Origin of the sequence: Mesorhizobium sp. M7A.T.Ca.US.000.02.2.1 (assembly GCF_003996995.1) — a bacterium.
Lineage (GTDB): Bacteria > Pseudomonadota > Alphaproteobacteria > Rhizobiales > Rhizobiaceae > Mesorhizobium.
In genome coordinates this window covers 1-17,468 of the sequence record NZ_RZTT01000089.1, presented here as the reverse complement: position 1 = coordinate 17,468, position 17,468 = coordinate 1, and the positions used below count along the sequence as shown (strand labels likewise).

General features: G+C 61.4%; 19 protein-coding genes. 15 read left to right on the top strand and 4 right to left on the bottom strand.

The annotated features are described in order from the left end of the window. Together EOD15_RS11355 and EOD15_RS11350 are read left to right on the top strand one after the other, a co-directional pair. On the top strand, positions 1-1,095 hold a 1,095-nt coding region (locus EOD15_RS11355), incomplete at its 5' end, for a porin (RefSeq protein ID WP_148129528.1). 237 nt (positions 1,096-1,332) lie between these two features. Continuing rightward, entirely contained in the window at positions 1,333-2,427 is a 1,095-nt protein-coding gene (locus EOD15_RS11350) for a site-specific integrase (RefSeq protein WP_127322638.1), read from the top strand. Between the two features lie 58 nt (positions 2,428-2,485). Here EOD15_RS11350 and EOD15_RS11345 read toward each other — a convergent pair whose 3' ends face one another. Together EOD15_RS11345 and EOD15_RS11340 are read right to left on the bottom strand one after the other, a co-directional pair. Beyond that, positions 2,486-3,385 (bottom strand): alpha/beta hydrolase, encoded by a 900-nt coding sequence (locus tag EOD15_RS11345; protein ID WP_127322639.1) that lies wholly within the window; start codon positions 3,383-3,385, stop codon positions 2,486-2,488. Between the two features lie 232 nt (positions 3,386-3,617). Continuing rightward, positions 3,618-5,669, bottom strand: coding sequence for a lytic transglycosylase domain-containing protein (locus tag EOD15_RS11340; RefSeq protein ID WP_127408489.1), 2,052 nt, complete (start codon positions 5,667-5,669; stop codon positions 3,618-3,620). Positions 5,670-5,915: 246 nt separating this feature from the next. Between EOD15_RS11340 and dapA the strand changes: the two genes are divergently transcribed. Genes dapA through EOD15_RS11325 form a run of 3 tightly spaced genes read left to right on the top strand, consistent with a single transcriptional unit; the run spans position 5,916 to position 8,027 of the window. Next, complete coding sequence (gene dapA, locus EOD15_RS11335) at positions 5,916-6,797, top strand: 4-hydroxy-tetrahydrodipicolinate synthase (RefSeq protein WP_127408488.1); 882 nt, start codon at positions 5,916-5,918, stop codon at positions 6,795-6,797. A gap of 25 nt (positions 6,798-6,822) precedes the next feature. Further along, positions 6,823-7,302, top strand: a complete 480-nt coding sequence (gene smpB, locus EOD15_RS11330) for an SsrA-binding protein SmpB (protein WP_013532594.1) — start codon at positions 6,823-6,825, stop codon at positions 7,300-7,302. 14 nt (positions 7,303-7,316) lie between these two features. Next, positions 7,317-8,027: a GH25 family lysozyme gene (locus tag EOD15_RS11325; protein WP_127322751.1), complete on the top strand. Its 711-nt coding sequence runs from the start codon at positions 7,317-7,319 to the stop codon at positions 8,025-8,027. Between the two features lie 47 nt (positions 8,028-8,074). On the opposite strand, the gene EOD15_RS11320 is transcribed toward EOD15_RS11325, so the two are convergent. After that, on the bottom strand, positions 8,075-8,731 hold the full coding sequence (locus EOD15_RS11320; RefSeq protein ID WP_127408487.1) for a uracil-DNA glycosylase: 657 nt from the start codon (positions 8,729-8,731) through the stop codon (positions 8,075-8,077). A gap of 11 nt (positions 8,732-8,742) precedes the next feature. Then, positions 8,743-9,324, bottom strand: a complete 582-nt coding sequence (locus tag EOD15_RS11315) for an NYN domain-containing protein (RefSeq protein WP_127267156.1) — start codon at positions 9,322-9,324, stop codon at positions 8,743-8,745. Between the two features lie 325 nt (positions 9,325-9,649). Here EOD15_RS11315 and rpoZ point away from each other — a divergent pair, with 325 nt between their 5' ends. The 10 genes from rpoZ to EOD15_RS11265 all read left to right on the top strand — a co-directional run. Further along, entirely contained in the window at positions 9,650-10,051 is a 402-nt protein-coding gene (gene rpoZ / locus EOD15_RS11310; RefSeq protein WP_013532591.1) for a DNA-directed RNA polymerase subunit omega, read from the top strand. Positions 10,052-10,164: 113 nt separating this feature from the next. After that, complete coding sequence (locus tag EOD15_RS11305; protein WP_023812864.1) at positions 10,165-12,393, top strand: bifunctional (p)ppGpp synthetase/guanosine-3',5'-bis(diphosphate) 3'-pyrophosphohydrolase; 2,229 nt, start codon at positions 10,165-10,167, stop codon at positions 12,391-12,393. A gap of 50 nt (positions 12,394-12,443) precedes the next feature. Further along, positions 12,444-13,022 carry an orotate phosphoribosyltransferase gene (pyrE, locus tag EOD15_RS11300; RefSeq protein ID WP_127267157.1) on the top strand — a complete coding sequence of 193 codons (579 nt, stop codon included), beginning with the start codon at positions 12,444-12,446 and terminating at the stop codon, positions 13,020-13,022. 50 nt (positions 13,023-13,072) lie between these two features. Further along, a complete protein-coding gene (locus EOD15_RS11295; protein WP_127322856.1) occupies positions 13,073-13,474 on the top strand; it encodes a VOC family protein in 402 nt (133 codons plus the stop codon). A gap of 247 nt (positions 13,475-13,721) precedes the next feature. Next, on the top strand, positions 13,722-14,321 hold the full coding sequence (locus tag EOD15_RS11290; RefSeq protein WP_127322859.1) for a DUF2062 domain-containing protein: 600 nt from the start codon (positions 13,722-13,724) through the stop codon (positions 14,319-14,321). Then, entirely contained in the window at positions 14,318-14,731 is a 414-nt protein-coding gene (acpS, locus tag EOD15_RS11285; protein WP_127322857.1) for a holo-ACP synthase, read from the top strand. Before EOD15_RS11290 ends, acpS begins: the two co-directional genes overlap by 4 nt. A 78-nt stretch (positions 14,732-14,809) precedes the next feature. Beyond that, positions 14,810-15,559, top strand: coding sequence for a signal peptidase I (lepB, locus tag EOD15_RS11280; RefSeq protein WP_127408486.1), 750 nt, complete (start codon positions 14,810-14,812; stop codon positions 15,557-15,559). Further along, complete coding sequence (gene rnc / locus EOD15_RS11275; protein WP_127267164.1) at positions 15,559-16,314, top strand: ribonuclease III; 756 nt, start codon at positions 15,559-15,561, stop codon at positions 16,312-16,314. The genes lepB and rnc overlap by 1 nt, the downstream gene beginning before the upstream one ends. Then, on the top strand, positions 16,311-17,237 hold the full coding sequence (gene era, locus EOD15_RS11270) for a GTPase Era (RefSeq protein WP_027038032.1): 927 nt from the start codon (positions 16,311-16,313) through the stop codon (positions 17,235-17,237). The genes rnc and era overlap by 4 nt, the downstream gene beginning before the upstream one ends. Positions 17,238-17,242: 5 nt before the next feature. Further along, on the top strand, positions 17,243-17,468 hold a 226-nt coding region (locus EOD15_RS11265), incomplete at its 3' end, for a phosphotransferase (protein WP_348629423.1).

Below are 17,468 nucleotides of genomic sequence, written 5' to 3'. Positions count from 1 at the left end.
AAGAGCCTTCTCCTCGGCTCCGCTGCGGCCCTGATCGCAGTTTCCGGTGCGCGCGCCGCCGACGCCGTCGTCGTCGCCGAGCCGGAACCCGCTGAATACGTCAAGATTTGCGACGTCTACGGCGCTGGCTACTTCTACATCCCCGGCACCGAAACCTGCCTGCGCATCGGCGGCTATGTCCGTTATGACATCGGCGCTGGTGACATTGGGTCGTTTAATGGTGCTCGTGCTATCGACCGGATGGATGGTGACGTCCAGGATACCTGGAGAAAAAATGCACGCTTCGCGCTGAAGACCTGGACCGGCCAGGAGACCGAACTCGGCACCTTGAAGACCTACACCGAGACCCGTATCAATTTCGGCAACACGAATTTTAGCGACGAAGCCTTCAATAAGGGCATTTCGCTTAATTTCGCCTGGATCCAGCTCGGTGGCCTGCGCGTCGGTAAGGACGAATCGGCGTTCGATACGTTTACCGGTTATGCTGGCAACGTCATCCAGGATACGCTCGTTCCTTACGGTGGCTTCGACACGAACGTGATTCAGTACTATTTCGACGCTGGGAACGGCTTCTCGGCTGTGGTCTCGCTCGAAGAAGGCTATGGCGACTACACGATCGACAGCTACGTCCCTCATGTCGTTGGCGGCGTGAAGTGGACTCAGGGTTGGGGTGGCATCAGCGGCGTCATTGCTTATGACAGCAACTACGAAGAAGTCGCTGGCAAAGTTCGCTTGGATGTGAACGCCACGAATGAACTTTCGCTGTTTATCATGGGTGGCTACGGCACTGATGATAATATCAACGACTTCGGCGGTGGTCGCTCCATGTACAAGCTGTGGAGCGGTAGCTGGGCCGTATGGGGCGGTGGCACCTACAAGTTCAACGAGAAGACCTCGTTCAATGCTCAGCTGTCTTATGACGATGGCAAGAACTTCGGAGCCGCGGCTAACATTGCCTACGATATCGTCCCGGGTCTGACGATCACGGCGGAAGTCGACTACCTCCATGTTGGTGATGACACCGTCTCCAACTGGACTGGCGCCGACAAAGAAAACAACATCGGCGGTATCCTCCGCTTCCAGCGCTCGTTCTAAGGGCTGGTTCCTTACAGGTGAAATCCAGCCCGGGCGCACAACGCCCGGGCTGTTTTTGTTTCGTGACTGGATCAAGGCAAACAGAAGGATGGGGGTAACGGTAGCTGAATAAATCCGTGGAATGGTTTCGTGGGATCCGCTGATGGGCGGATGAAATCACAACTGCGTGATCAAAATCTCTTGAAAGGACGCTTCCAAGCGGGTAGGGCTGACCTATCCCACTCGGGGGTGTGGCAAATGATGACGAACGAAGCGATTCAAGAGGGCGAGTCCTCTGATCATTTTTCGATGTTTTCTTCTCAAAGTCCGAAGATTCGATACACCTATAACAAGATTAGAGAAGTACAGTCGCATCGGGTCGGAGATCTTTTTTCAGCATATCGGGACATATTATGGGATGATGGGCGGCATAAGTATAATGTCAGCTCGTTCATCGGCGAAATAGACGAGATCCTCCTTGGGGAGCGTTTCAGCGCCTTTGACCAAAGTACCCTGGATAACCTTATCGGCACCTTGCGCCAGCGCGGCAACAGCAACGCAACCATCAATCGAAAGATGGCTGCCCTGAGCAAACTGCTGCGCAAGGCTCACAAGATGGGAGATATCCACAGCCTGCCCGAGTTCCGCCGCCAGAAGGAGCGGGCGGGTCGGATTCGCTTCCTCGAAAGGGACGAAGAGGCGCGCCTGTTTGCCGCCATCAAGAACCGCAGCGAGGATGCCTACAGGCTTTCCGTCTTCCTGGTCGACACCGGATGCCGTCTCGGCGAGGCGCTTGGGCTGATCTGGAACGATATCCAGGAGCATCGCGTCAGTTTTTGGATCACCAAATCCGGCCGCAGCCGCACCATTCCGATGACCGAGCGGGTCAAGGAGGTCATCAAGCTGCCGCCCACCGAAGGCCGTCGGCCCAAGGGACCGTTCACAAAGCTTAGCCAGGCACAGTTTCGTGCCATCTGGAACGACGCGAAGGCCGAAGTCGGACTTGGCGCAGACGACCAGGTGGTGCCGCACATACTGCGCCATACCTGCGCCTCGCGCCTTGTCCAGGGCGGCATCGACATCAGGCGCGTGCAGATGTGGCTCGGCCACCAGACGTTGTCGATGACCATGCGCTACGCGCATCTGGCCACCAACGATCTCGATGGCTGTGTCATCGTGCTGGAAACACCTCGATCGACTCAGCCGGGCGGCAATCGCGCTGAAGGCTCCGTGTTTTCTTCGCCCGTGACGACGCCTTCGTCGCCGACGGCAGGGCGGAAAAAGAAGGACGAGGCAGCCGCCGCCGCAAAGGAGTCGCCGAAAGCGGCTCGGAAAAGTTCAAAAGCCAAGTAGGCTAAAGAATCCCCACCTATACTATCATAGCTATCCCGTGACCTTGTGGTCATGGGATTTACTTCAGGATATTCTTCCGCTCGGCTTGATCGAGAAAAGCGGCTATGTCGCCCAGTAGGCTGCCGGTCTCGAGGAATGGCGCATGGCCCTGGCCCTCGACAGTGATCGTCTCCATCATGGAATGGCGCTCTCTCATCTGCTTCAGCGTATCTATGGACAGCAATCTCGAATTGGCACCACGTATGGCGAGCAACGGGATGGCGGCCAACGCCTCGAATTGAGGCCATAGATCAGGCAGCTTCTGCGTCAGATCGAGACCGGCAACGGTATCCACCAGCTTCGGATCGAAATCCGGCATCAGCCCATCATCCGTTTCGCGGTAGAGAGCCCATACCATGCGATCCCAATCGGCGCCGGCAAGGGCGGGGAAGTCTTCGCCATGCACGCTGCGCTGGGCGGCAATTGCCTTTGGGCGGGTTTTCGGTGCCGGGTCGCGCTCGAGATAAGACTGGATATGGGCAAGTCCGGCCGTCTCGATCACCGGGCCGATGTCGTTGAAAACAATGGCTTTCAGGACGGCTGGCCGCATCATCCCGAGCACATGGATGATCAGCCCGCCGCGCGAGGTGCCGATGAAGGCCGCTTCTCCGATGTTCAGCGCCGTCAGCCCGGCCAGGATGTCGCCGGCCTCCACGCCGACATTGTAATTTTTGACGTCGGGATCATAGGTTGACTGCCCGCGCCCACGGTAGTCGAAGGCGATCACCTTGCGCGGAGTTGCCGCATCCGTCGACAGATAGAGCGCCAGCTCGTGAAAATCCCTGGCGTTGCGGGTCAGGCCAGGCAGGCAGACGACCGGCCAGAGTCCGGTATTGGCCTCACCGTAGACGCGCGCATGAAGTTTTAGCCCATCCGGTGCACTGTAGAAGAAGTCGGAGAAATTTTGCTCGCTTGCCATCGGAATGTTCGATCTCGCTGTACCGATCTGGACAGCTACAGGCGAGGGCAGGGATGGTCAAATGAAAGGCGCTCTTGCCTTCTCCCCTTGTGAGAGAAGGTGGATCGGCGCGCTAGCGCCGAGACGGATGAGGGGTGTTCCAGCGGAGTGAGGCGTTGGCGTTCCCTGGAACCCCCCTCATCCGTGGCCTTCGGCGACACCTTCTCCCACAAGGGGAGAAGGACAGAAAGCCTCAACTCCGCCCGTTCACCAGATCCCCGACAATGTCGTATTTGCCCGAAATACGCATCTTGTAGACCTCGTAATTCTCCATCACGCGCTGAACGTAACTCCTTGTTTCCGTATAGGGAATCCGCTCGATCCAGTCGATGACCGCGTCGATGTCCTTGCCGCGCGGGTCGCCATATCTGGCCACCCACTGGCTGGCTCGGTTGGGGCCGGCGTTGTAGCCGGCGAAGGTCAGCACGTAGGAGCCGTTGAAGCGATCGAGCTGTTCGCCGAGGAAGGCTGAGCCAAGCGTCGCATTGTAGCCGGCATCGGTGGTCAGCCGTGTTTGCGAAAACTGCAGCCCGGCCTTCTTCGCCAGTTGCCTTGCGGTTCCCGGCATCAGCTGCAGCAGCCCCCGCGCGCCGGCGCTGGACACGGCGCCGATGTTGAATTCGCTTTCCTGACGGGCGATCGCATAGGCCAGGGCCTTGCCCGAGCCGGAAATGTCGGCCGAATCGGGAATGACGCCGAGCGGATGCGACAATGCGCCGACATCGATGCCACGCGCCCCGGCGATCTTGCCGATTTTCAGCGCCATGAAATGGTTCCCTTGCTTTTCCGCAAGGACAGCCAGCAGCGCCAGTTCGCCCGGACTGGTCAACTGCCCGGCAAGGTCGCGATAGAGCGTCTCGGCATAGCGGTCGTAGCCCGCCTCCTGCAGCCGCTTGATGGCGCTGACGGCCTCGCGGCCGGCAAAATTCTGCCGGTCGGCTGCACTTGGCGAGGGGTAGGCGATGTTCAGCGCCTGCCGGCCGACGCGTTCGGCGGCAAGCTGACCGTAGAATGTCGTGCCATAGGCGGCGGCGCGCGCAAAATAGTCCTTTGCATTGCCCGGACCACCGACTTCCGCGGCACGGCCGAGCCAGTAATAGGCGCGCGACAGCGTCATCGGCCCCTGGGCGAGGTCCGCGATGCGAGCGAAATGACTGGCCGCGGTTTTTGGGTCGTTCAGGCCGCGCAGCGCATACCAGCCAGCATGGAATTCGGCGTCTGCCGCATTGGCGGCACTTTCGGCGGCGTGTGTGGCGACGATCTTGTACGCGGTCTTCATGTCGCCCTGGTCTACCAGTTCGCGCGACAACACCCGGCGCTCGACCCACCAGGCATCCGGATCGACGAGAGCGTCGCGATCGGTCGGCGCCTGCATCACAATGGCGGCGGCCCCGGCAAAATCCTCCTGCTTGCGCAGATATTCGGCCTGCGCGAAGAAGTAGCCGGCCGAACGTTGCATTGCCGGCACGGCCTTCAGCAGCTTGGGCGCGTTCTTGTCGCCTTTGTCGGCCGCCGCCCAGGCCTCGGCGAGTTGCTGGGCGCCGGCCAGGCCGGCGACGCGCAAGGCGGAATTCGCGCGGTCGGCATAGAACATGCGCTCCATGCGAAAACGGTGGTCGGTGGCCGGGATCAAGCTGCCGAATTCCTTGATCAGCGCCGCCTCGTCCCTGGCCTCCAGGATCGCGGTGCGCCAGAAGGGCGACAGCACCGAACGTGCCGCCTTGATATTGCCTGACGCCACATAGGCGCGGGCAAGAACCATCACGCCTTCGAATGTCTGCGGCTGGCTGCCGTCGAACGCCCTGATTACGATGTCGGGGGCAGGGTTCTCGCGATAGAGTGCGCGCTCGCTGTTCCTGCGCAGGGCGACGGTGCCCGGCCAGTTGGGCAGCATCTTGGCCGCAGCAGTGATATCGCCGCTCGGAACCTTGTCGCCGCCATAAAGCGCGATCGCCCAGGCAAGGATATGCTGGTCGAGCGACTGAGCCGGAAGGGCATTGCGCACTCCACGAGCGCGGGGACTATCGCCCGCCGCCAACGCATCCAGCCCGCTTTTCAGGGGGGCGACGTCAGGCAAGGGCGCCTGTCGCGTCCTATCCTGCAGGTCTGGCAGCGCAATTGCCGCGCCTGGCATCGGAATGGCTGAGGTGACCCGTACGTCCACGCTACCGCTGATCGCCATGCCCGGCATCAGCGCGAGCGTGGCGCCAAGCAGCGCGAGAATGTGAGGCCGACCGCCCGGCATGATCCTTAAGTCTTTCCTTGTCCTGGCATTCCACAGGCTGGCGAAGATGCCTCGAAGCCTAAACTTAGGTCGTGAAGAGCCCGTAAACAAAGGGTTAGCGAGGCTGTTCGAATTGCGCTTGCTGGCACCATGGCAATGCTTGCCGCGCAACCATGTCGAGACTATGGTGCGCCGCTTCGCTTTCGGTTAGAAGGCGCGACCACAAACACCGACACAAACACCAGAAGTGCCAAGGAGTTGGACGACATGCTGAGAGGCTCGCTTACTGCGCTCGTGACACCGTTCGAAAAGAGCGGGCGTTTCGACGAGAAAGCCTTTCGCGCGTTCGTCGAATGGCAACTCTCAGAGGGCACGACGGGCCTGGTGCCGGTCGGCACCACCGGCGAGTCGCCGACGCTGTCGCATGACGAGCACCGCCAGGTCGTCAAGGTGTGTATCGAGGTGGCCAAGGGCCGCGTTCCGGTCGTCGCCGGCGCCGGCTCCAACAACACCGAGGAAGCAGTCGGCCTCGTGCAGTATGCCGAGAAGGCCGGCGCCGATGCCGCCCTCGTCGTCACGCCCTACTACAACAGGCCGACACAGCGCGGTCTTTACGAGCATTTCGCGGCGGTCGCCAAGGCGACCAAGCTGCCGATCATCATCTACAACATCCCGCCGCGCTCGGTCATCGACATGATGCCGGAGACGATGGGGCGGCTCGCGCACGACTTCAAGAATATTGTCGGCGTCAAGGATGCCACCGGCAAGGTCGAACGGGTCTCCGAGCAGCGCGCCACGTGCGGCAAGGATTTCATCCAGCTTTCGGGCGAGGACGCTTCGGCGCTCGGCTTCAACGCCCATGGCGGCGTCGGCTGCATTTCGGTGACATCGAACGTTGCGCCGCGGCTCTGCGCCGAATTCCAGGAGGCAACGCTTGCCGGCGACAGCGTCAAGGCGCTGGATCTGCAGGATCGCCTGCTGCCGCTGCACAAGGCGATCTTCATCGAGCCTGGCGTTTCCGGCGCCAAATACGCGCTGTCGAAGCTAGGCAAGGTCGAAAACGTGCTGCGCTCGCCGCTGGTGACGATCGAACAGTCGACTGCCGACAAGATCGATGCGGCTATGAAGCACGCCGGCTTGATTAATTAGGGATGAGGCGCCACCTCTCCACATCATGAATCAAGTCAGAAAAGCCGATCCCAACAACAAGACCGTTTCGGAAAACCGCAAGGCGCGGTTTTCCTATGAGGTGCTTGACACGGTCGAGGCCGGTCTGGTGCTGACCGGCACCGAGGTCAAGTCGCTGCGCCAGGGCCAAGCCAACATCCAGGACAGCTATGCCTCGGTCGAAGGTGGCGAGATCTGGCTGATCAATTCCTATCTGCCGGAATATCTGCAGGCCAACCGCTTCAACCATGAGCCGCGGCGGCGCCGCAAGCTGCTGCTCAACAAGCGCGAGATGGCGAAACTGTCACAGAGTGTCGACCGCGAAGGCATGACACTGGTGCCGCTGAAAATCTATTTCAATGACCAGGGCCGCGCCAAGCTGCTGCTCGCTGTCGGCCGCGGCAAGAAACTGCACGACAAGCGCGAATCCGAGAAGCAGCGCGATTGGTCGCGCGAGAAGGGCCGGCTGTTAAAAGAGCGTGGGTAGGCGGGGCCATTCGCTTGAAGAACCGGATTGTTCTCTTTGGTTTGGCCAGCCTGGTCTTGTTGTGTTTCCTCGCAGCAGGCGGCTATCTCTATTTCAGGTCATTCTCGCCGGATCGCGATAAATATCCGGTCAGGGGCATCGACGTCTCCCATCATCAGGGCCAGATCGATTGGCGGCGCGTAGCCGCCGACGATGTCGCCTTTGCCGTCATCAAGGCGACCGAAGGCGGCGATCATGTCGATGATGCTTTCGCACGGAATCTGGAAGAGGCCCGGGCCGCCGGTCTCGCCGTCGGCGCCTATCACTTTTTCACCTTTTGCCGGCCGGGTGCGGACCAGGCGAAGAATTTCATCTCGGTGGTGCCGCACGATCAGCCCCTGCTGCCACCCGTGGTCGATATCGAATTCGGCGGCAACTGCCCGCAGCGGCCGACGCCCGAACAATTGAACGCCGAACTGGCCGCGTTCCTCGCTCCAGTCGAGGCGGCGTTCGGCAAGCCGGCGGTGGTCTATCTGACCGACGACGCAGCGGAAGCGTATGCAGGGCGCATTGCTGACCGTCCGCTCTGGCTCCGCTCATTGCTCCTGGAGCCGGATCGCGACGACTGGGTCTACTGGCAGTACCACAACAGGGGTCGCGTTGACGGCATCAATGGCGATGTCGACCTGAATGTGCTGCAGGGTGGGCCGGCCGTGTTGGATGCGCTGAATGCACCGCCGCGCTGAGTTGATGTCTGGCGGACACCAGCTCTAATTACTGCAAAAACATTCCTCTATGTCCGCAAGAATTCCGCTATCTGGCTGAAAACGCTGAAGAACATTGCCTCGGTCAGCACGCCGGTATTGGTGTTGTAGCGTGAGCAGTGATAGCTCGAAAACAGCGTGACGCCACCGGCCGGCAGCTGCCCGCCATGCTTGAACGGGTAGGCGGCGACGCGCCCACCCAGCGCCCGCACCGTCGACTGATGCGCGATCGATCCCAGTGCCAGCACGGCGCGCAAATTAGGGAACCGGGCGATCGTCGGCACCAGGAATGTCCGGCAGGTGGCAATCTCGGCGCCCACCGGCTTGTTCTCAGGCGGCACGCAGCGCACGGCATTGGTGATCGCCGTGCCGACAAGCTCCAATCCGTCGTCGGGTCTGGCCTTGAATTCGCCGCGTGCAAAACCGTGCGAAATCAGTGTCGAGTAGAGCAGGTCGCCGGCATAGTCGCCGGTGAACGGGCGGCCCGTTCGGTTGGCACCGCGAAGGCCGGGCGCCAGCCCGACGATCAGCAGTTGGACCGTCGCGTCACCTTCCGAGGGCAGGAAAGTCGGCACCGGCGCATTGAACCAGGATGGTTCGCGCTGCCGCCACTCGGCGATGAAGTCGTGCAGCCGCGGGCAGAGCGGGCAGTCGCGACTAGGCTCTGAGGCGCAAAGGGCGGTCAAGGCGACCGGCCTCAGTAATCATCCTCGTCGACTTCGGCCGGCTCGGGCCTGCGCACCGGCCGCTCGGACGGATCGCGGCCAACGTCGTTCTTCAAGGTCGTCAGGTCAATGAAATGGTCGGCTTGGCGGCGCAGATCGTCGGAGATCATCGGCGGCTGCGAGGCCATGGTCGAGACGATCGACACCTTGCGGCCGCGCCGCTGCAGCGCCTCGACCAGCGTGCGGAAATCGCCATCGCCGGAAAAGATGACATAGTGGTCGACGACATCGGCGAGCTCCAGCGCATCGACCGTCAGCTCGATGTCCATATTGCCCTTGATCTTGCGGCGGCCGGTCGAGTCGGTGAATTCCTTGGCCGGCTTGGTGACCACCTTGAAGCCGTTATAGTCGAGCCAGTCGATCAGCGGACGGATCGAGGAGTATTCCTGATCCTCGACCAGCGCCGTGTAATAATAGGCGCGCAGAAGATAGCCACGTTTCTGGAAGCTCGACAGGAGCTTGCGATAGTCGATGTCGAAGCCGAGCGCGCGCGACGTCGCATAGAGATTGGCGCCGTCGATGAATAGGGCGATTTTTTCACGAGGGTCGAACATGGAAAATATTCCTTCTCGAAATAAACGGCCGTCTAAACGAAATGCGATAGCGACGTTCGGTCAGGCTCATAATAAACCGGCTGACCTCTATGTATCCGAGATAGCGCCAGATTCACGGCAATCCAAGGGCGCGTGCGGCACTGCAAGCAATTGTGATCGGGACACCGAACACATAGGCACAGCCAGTTTTGCCGAATCGGGTGTTTGAACGAAGGATTGGGCGCCCTGCAGCCCGGCCATTGCCATGATGCTTGTATTTTGGCGGCGTTCGGGTTATGGACCGCGCCTGTTTTCCATCAAATCCATCGCATGAAAGGGGCAAACCATGGCCCGCGTAACCGTTGAAGATTGCATCGACAAGGTCGACAACCGCTTCGAACTGGTGCTGCTTGCCGGCCACCGTGCCCGGCAGATCAGCCAGGGCGCGCCGATCACCGTGCCGCGTGACAACGACAAGAACCCGGTCGTGGCGCTGCGCGAGATCGCCGATGAGACGCTGTCGCCCGACGACCTCAAGGAAGATCTGATCCATTCGCTGCAGAAGCATGTCGAGGTCGACGAGCCCGAGGCCGATGGCGAGGCGATTGCCGATCAGACCGGCACCGCCGTTGCTGCCACCGACGCCGATGACGCCGAGGAGAACATCACCTTCGACCGCATGACCGAGGAAGATCTCCTGGCCGGCATCGAGGGTCTGGTGCCACCGGAAAAAAGCGACGACTACTAAGAGCCTGGATCAAGCATCCGGCACTTCCGTCCTGGCAGTTTCGTGGCTATCTATGACATGCGCCGTACAGCAGTGCGGCGCATGATTCATTTCACCGCTGCGAGATCCCGCCCATGATGCGTCAGTATGAGCTTGTCGAGCGCGTCCAGCGCTACAAGCCTGACGTCAACGAGGCGTTGCTCAACAAGGCCTATGTCTATGCCATGCAGAAGCATGGCCACCAGAAGCGCGCTTCCGGCGACCCGTATTTCTCGCACCCGCTCGAAGTCGCCGCCATCCTCACCGAGATGCATATGGACGAGGCGACGATCGCGGTCGCCCTGCTGCACGACACGATCGAGGACACGACCGCCACACGGGCCGAGATCGACGATCTGTTCGGCCCCGAAATGGGCAAGCTGGTCGAGGGCCTGACCAAGCTGAAGAAGCTCGATCTCGTCTCGAAGAAGGCCGAGCAGGCGGAAAACCTGAGAAAGCTTCTGCTGGCGATTTCAGAAGATGTCCGCGTGCTGCTGGTCAAGCTCGCCGACCGCCTGCACAATATGCGCACCCTCGACCACATGCCGGAGGCCAAGCGCCTGCGCATCGCCGAGGAGACGATGGATATCTACGCGCCGCTGGCCGGCCGCATGGGCATGCAAGGCATGCGCGAGGAGCTGGAAGAGATCGCCTTCCGCTTCATCAATCCGGAAGCCTATCGCGCCGTCACCGCACGGCTTGCCGAAATCTTCGAGCGCAACAAGGGCGTGCTGACGGACATCGAAAAGGCGCTGTCCACGCTGTTCGAGAAGCATGCGATCAACGCCGGCGTGAAGAGCCGGCAGAAGAAGCCGTGGTCGGTGTTCCGCAAGATGGAGGCCAAGGCGCTGTCCTTCGAGCAGCTCTCGGATATTTTCGGCTTCCGCGTCGTCGTCGACACGGTCGAGGATTGTTACAGGGCGCTTGGCGCCATCCACACCGCGTGGTCGATGGTGCCGGGCCGCTTCAAGGACTACATCTCGACGCCGAAGCAGAACGATTATCGGTCGATCCACACCACCATCGTCGGCCCGTCGCGCCAGCGTGTCGAGCTGCAAATCCGCACCCGAGAGATGAACAAAATCGCCGAATACGGCGTCGCTGCCCATTCGATCTACAAGGACACCGGCGGCAAGACGAATGGCGCCGCCCACGCGATTTCGAAGGAAACCAACGCCTACGCCTGGCTGCGGCGCACCATCGAGCAGCTTGCCGAGGGCGACAATCCCGAGGATTTCCTCGAAAATACCAAGCTGGAGCTGTTCCAGGACCAGGTGTTCTGCTTCACCCCGAAAGGCATGTTGATTGCGCTGCCGCGCGGCGCGACGCCGATCGATTTCGCCTACGCGGTGCACACCGATGTCGGCGACACCTGCGTCGGTGCCAAGGTCAACGGCCGCATCATGCCGCTGATGACGGAGCTGAAGAACGGCGATGAGGTCGAGATCATCCGCTCCAAGGCGCAGGTGCCGCCGGCGGCATGGGAATCGGTCGTCGTCACCGGCAAGGCGCGCTCGGCCATCCGCCGTGCCACCAAGAACGCCATCCGCAAGCAATATTCGGGTCTCGGCATCCGCATCCTGGAACGCGCCTTCGAGCGTGCCGGCAAGACCTTCACCAAGGAGAGCCTGAAGCAGGTGCTGCACAGGCTGGCGCGCAAGGACATCGAGGATGTGCTGGCCTCCGTCGGGCGCGGCGAGCTCGCCTCCACCGACGTCATGAAGGCGGTATTCCCTGACTACAAGGATGAGCGCGTCACCACGGCCGTCCCCAAGCCGCGCGAGGAGGGCTGGTCGAAGATCCGCAATGCCGCCGGCATGTTGTTCCAGATTCCGGGTCGTGCCGCGCGCAAGGACAAGGACCAGCCACGCGATGGCGCCGTGCCGATCCGCGGCGTGCGCGGTGATCTGCCGGTGCGCTTCGCGCCGGAGGGGGCAGTGCCTGGCGATCGCATCGTCGGCATCGTCCAGCCGGGCACCGGCATCACCATCTATCCGATCCAGTCGCCGGCGCTGCAGGCGTTCGACGACCAGCCCGAGCGCTGGATAGACGTGCGCTGGGACATCGACGAGCGCACCAAGGAACGCTTTCCGGCGCGTGTCTCGGTCACCGCCATCAACGCGCCGGGGTCACTCGCCGATATAGCGCAGGTGGTTGCCTCGAACGACGCCAATATCCATACGCTGTCGATGGTGCGCACTGCGCCCGACTTCACCGAAATGCTGATCGATCTCGAAGTCTGGGATCTCAAGCACCTCAACCGGCTGCTGTCGCAGCTCAAGGACAATTCGAGCGTCAGCGACGCAAGACGCGTCAATGGCTAGATCATGCTCCGGTTTCGGACAAAGTCATGGTCAATCAAAAAGAGGCAGACATGAACACCGATGAAGTGCTGGGCATTTTCCGCGAGGCGGGTGCTGTTCTGGAAGGGCATTTCATTTTGACCTCGGGCCTGCGCAGTCCGGTCTTCCTGCAGAAGGCGCGCGTGTTCATGCATGCCGACAAGACCGAGCTACTGTGCAAGGCGCTGGCGGAGAAAATCCGCGCAGGCGTGCCTGGCAAGATCGACTATGTCGTAGGCCCGGCGATCGGCGGGCTGATCCCAGCCTACGAGACCTCGCGCCATCTCCGCGTACCGGCGATCTGGGTCGAGCGGGAAGGCGGCGAGTTCCGCTTGCGCCGCTTCGAGATCGCCAGGGGTTCGCGTGTCGTCATCGTCGAGGACATCGTCACCACTGGCCTGTCGATCCGAGAGACCATCGAGTGCCTGCGCGATCTTGGCGCCGAGGTAGTGGCCGCGGCCTGCATCATCGACCGTTCGGCTGGCAAGACCGATGTCGGTGTGCCGCTCATCGCGCTGGCCGAGTATGAGGTCCCGGCCTATCCGGCCGACCGGCTGCCGCCGGAGCTTGCCGCCATCCCGGCGATCAAGCCCGGCAGCCGCAACATCTGACGGGGCATTTTTTTCGCCCAACAGTGTGCGGCGGTTTTGGGGAAAGCGACATGCGTGAAGACAAATTGGAAATGATCACCGGCATCGATCATTTCGTGCTGACGGTCGCTTCGCTGGAAGTGACCTGTGAGTTTTACCAGCGCGTGCTGGGTTTTGAGCGCATCGACGCGGCGGATCGGCCGACGGCGCTGGCTTTCGGTATCCATAAGATCAATGTGCATGAGGTCGGCCGCACTTTCGAGCCGAAGGCGAAGTCGCCGGCTCCGGGCTCGAGCGATTTCTGCCTGGTCACGGACGGGCCACTGGATGAGGTCCGTGCCCGGCTCGCGGCCAATGGTGTGGCGGTGGAACTCGGTCCGGTTGAACGTATCGGGGCCCGCGGTCCGATGATGTCGGTCTATTTCCGCGACCCGGACGGCAATCTGGTCGAGGTCAGCGAATACCTGCCGTAGCGCTGGTGCTCTTCGAAAAAGCGACTGCCAGTTTTCCTTAAATTCGCCGCGATTGTCCAATGTTCGAAGCATGAACCACCCCGAGGGGCGGCGACGAGTGCGCATCGGACAGACGGTGCTTGGTTGTTCTTCTGTCAGCGCGTCGTTATATCATGCTTGCGATTGCCATTGGGTGATCGTCAAGCGCAAGATGTGGCTACCACGCCCGGCTAAGGTGCCGTTGCGGGAGCCGTGGAACGGGAACAGAGTGCTTTTTCGACGCCGCAAGCCTGATGGCCTTTATGAGCGGGTGCGTACCTACCTTTGGCCGCGCCGCTCATTTTCGCGCTCGCTTCAGTATTTTTCCAAGCGCATCCTGCGGCTGAAGGCCACACCGCATGCGGTGGCGGCCGGCGTTGCAGCGGGGGTCTTCGCTTCATTCTTTCCCGTCGGTTTCCATTTCATCATCGCTGCCCTCCTGTGCTGGGTGATCGCCGGCAATCTGGTGGCGGCCGCTCTCGGCGCGGTTTTTTTCGGCAACCCCCTGACCTTCCCGTTGCTATGGGGGGCGTCGTGGGAAACGGGCAAGCTCATCCTGCATGACCGCTTGCCGACGCATGGGCCGCCGGCACATCTGGGCGAGATGTTGCACAACCTCTCCTTCGCGCAATTGTGGAAACCGGTCCTTGAACCGATGCTGATAGGCGCGGTTCCGCTCGGGCTCGCCTTCGGGCTGCTGTTCTACGCCCTCACGCGCTGGGGCATGAACGCTTTCCGCGAACAGCGGCGCAAACGTCTGGCCGAGCGCGCAAGCCGGCATGCGCAATCGTCCCATCCCGGCGCAAGCATCGGTTCCACCGCGCGATGATCATCGGCATCGGCAGCGACCTTATCGACATCAGACGCATCGAGAAATCGCTGGAGCGTCACGGTCAGCGCTTCATTCAGAGAATCTACACCGAGATCGAACAGGCGCGTTCCGACAATCGACGCGCCCGCGCGGCCTCTTATGCCAAACGCTTCGCCGCCAAGGAGGCCTGCGCCAAGGCGCTGGGCACCGGTATGGCGCAGGGCGTGTTCTGGCGCGACATGGGTGTCGTCAACCTGCCCAGTGGCGCGCCGACCATGGCTCTGACGGGAGGAGCGCAGGCCAGGCTGGACAAGATCCTGCCAAAGGGCCATCGGGCGGCAATCCACCTCACCATCACGGATGATTTCCCGCTCGCTCAAGCCTTTGTGATCATCGAGGCGCTGCCCGTCGAAGAAGCGCCACATTGATTGCCTCTGACGACCGGCATTGACGTTGCCCAGCGCGCGCCGAGACTCTATACCATCCAACGCACAATCGAGGACGACATGAGCGTGGCTGAAAAATCCGAGAAGAAATCCGGCGGGCTTGGCGAGACCGTCAGCGTCATCGTCCAGGCGCTTTTGCTCGCCCTGGTCATCCGCACGCTGCTGTTCCAGCCTTTTTCGATCCCGTCGGGATCAATGCGGCCGACGCTTCTTGAAGGCGACTATCTGTTCGTCACCAAATGGTCCTATGGCTATTCGCGGTACTCGCTGCCTTTCGGCCCCGACATCTTTTCGGGCCGCATCTGGGGCGCCGAGCCGAAGCGCGGCGACGTGGCGGTATTCAAGTTCCCGCCTGATCCGTCCGTCGACTACATCAAGCGCGTTGTCGGTCTGCCGGGCGACAAGATCCAGGTCAAGGACGGCCAGCTGTTCATCAATGGCGTCGGCGTGCCTCGCGTGAAAACCGGCCAGATCGACAATCCCGACATCACCGAGGAATCGCGCCCGATCGACGTCTATCGTGAGACCTTGCCCAACGGCGTCAGCTACGACACGCTCGACCTGAATTCGAACTCGATCGGCGACAACACCCGCGAATTCGACGTGCCGGCCGGCCATTATTTCATGATGGGCGACAACCGGGACAATTCCGCCGACAGCCGTTTCACCGTCGGCTACGTTCCCGCGGAAAATCTGGTTGGCCGCGCCAATCTTGTCTTCTTCTCGATCGCCGGCAAGGCGAGCCCTCTCGAAATCTGGAAATGGCCGTCGCTGATGCGCGCTTCGCGCCTGTTCCACTTCGTCAATTGATGGCTTTGAAGCGCCCGACAGGCGAAACACTGGCCGGTTTGGTAAAAGCCAAGACCGGCCACGTCTTCAAGGATATCCGCTTGCTCGAGACCGCCTTGACGCATTCCAGTGCGGTCAAGGCCGCCACCAACAACCAGCGTCTTGAATTTCTTGGCGACCGCGTGCTCGGGCTTGTCGTCGCCGATATGCTTTTCGAAAAATTTCCCGATGCGCCGGAAGGTGAAATCGCGCCGCGTTTCAATGCGCTGGTCGATGCGCGGACATGCTCCGAGATCGGCATCGAAATGCAGCTGGAAGATCTGGTCCGCGCCGATTCTGCCTTGAAGATGCGGTCGCGTGGCTCGGGCGGAAACTATCTGGCGGATGCGGTCGAAGCCCTGATCGCGGCGGTTTACGTTGACGGTGGCATCGAGGCCGCGCGGCGGTTTGTCCTGCGCTACTGGGAACCGCGCTCGCATACGGTGATCACAAAGCCGCTCAATCCGAAATCCGATCTGCAGGAATGGATTGCCAAGACCAGCGATATCAGACCCGAATACGTGATCGAAAAACGCGAAGGCCCGGACCACCAGCCCGTCTTCACCGTGTCCTTGCAGGTCCGCGGCTTTGCGCCGATAAGCGGTACTGGCGGCTCCCGCAGGGTTGCCGAAGAAGCGGCGGCTTCGGCATTTCTTGTGCGCGAAGGCGTCTGGGCCACCACATCGGCCCAAAAATCGGAGGGCGCGCGACCCTCCAGTGAAGGGAGTGCGGCATGACCGCTACCGAAGAGCCGGCGACCGCAGCCGCCGCCACGCATTCCGGTTTTGTCGCGCTGATCGGCGCGCCCAATGCGGGCAAGTCGACGCTGGTCAACCAATTGGTGGGCGCCAAGGTGTCGATCGTCACCCACAAGGTGCAGACAACCCGCGCCATCGTGCGCGGCATCGCCACGCATGACAATGCGCAGATCGTTTTTGTCGACACGCCCGGCATCTTCAAGCCGAAGCGGAGGCTCGACACGGCGATGGTGACCACCGCCTGGGGCGGGGCCAAGGACGCCGACATCGTGCTGCTTTTGATCGATGCCGAACGCGGCATCAGGGGCGACGCCGACGCCATCCTCGAACGGCTGAAGGATGTGCGCCAGCCAATGGTGCTGATCCTCAACAAGGTCGACCGCGTCAAGCACGAAGCGCTGCTCGCTCTGTCGGCGGCAGCGAACGAAAGGGTGCCGTTCAAGCGCACCTTCATGGTGTCGGCGCTGACCGGTTCCGGCTGCAAGGACGTGCTCGATTATCTGGCCGAGGCTCTACCGGTCGGCCCCTGGTACTATCCGGAAGACCAGATCTCGGACCTGCCGATGCGCCAGCTCGCGGCCGAGATCACGCGCGAGAAGCTGTATCTAAGGCTGCATCAGGAACTGCCCTATTCCTCGCATATCGAGACCGAGAAATGGGAAGAGAAGCCGGATGGCTCGGTGCGCATCGACCAGACCATCTATGTCGAGCGCGACAGCCAGAAGAAGATCGTTCTTGGCCACAAGGGCGAGACAATCCGCGCCATCGGCCAGGCGGCACGCATGGAGATAGCAGGCATCCTCGAACAGAAGGTGCACCTGTTCCTTTTCGTCAAGGTGCGCGAGAACTGGGGCGATGACCCTGAGCGCTATCGCGAGATGGGGCTCGAGTTTCCGCGCTAGGCTCGATGGTCAGCAAGCCGAACATCGACATAGCGCTTGTCAGCCGATTGATCGCCACGCAGTTTCCCCGTTGGAAGAAGCTTGCGGTCAGGCCCGTCGAGTTTGGCGGCTGGGACAACAGAACCTTTCATCTCGGCGACGAGATGACCGTGCGGCTGCCAAGCGCCGCGGCCTATTCCCTGCAGGTGGAAAAGGAGCATCGCTGGCTGCCGAGGCTCGCACCTCTGTTGC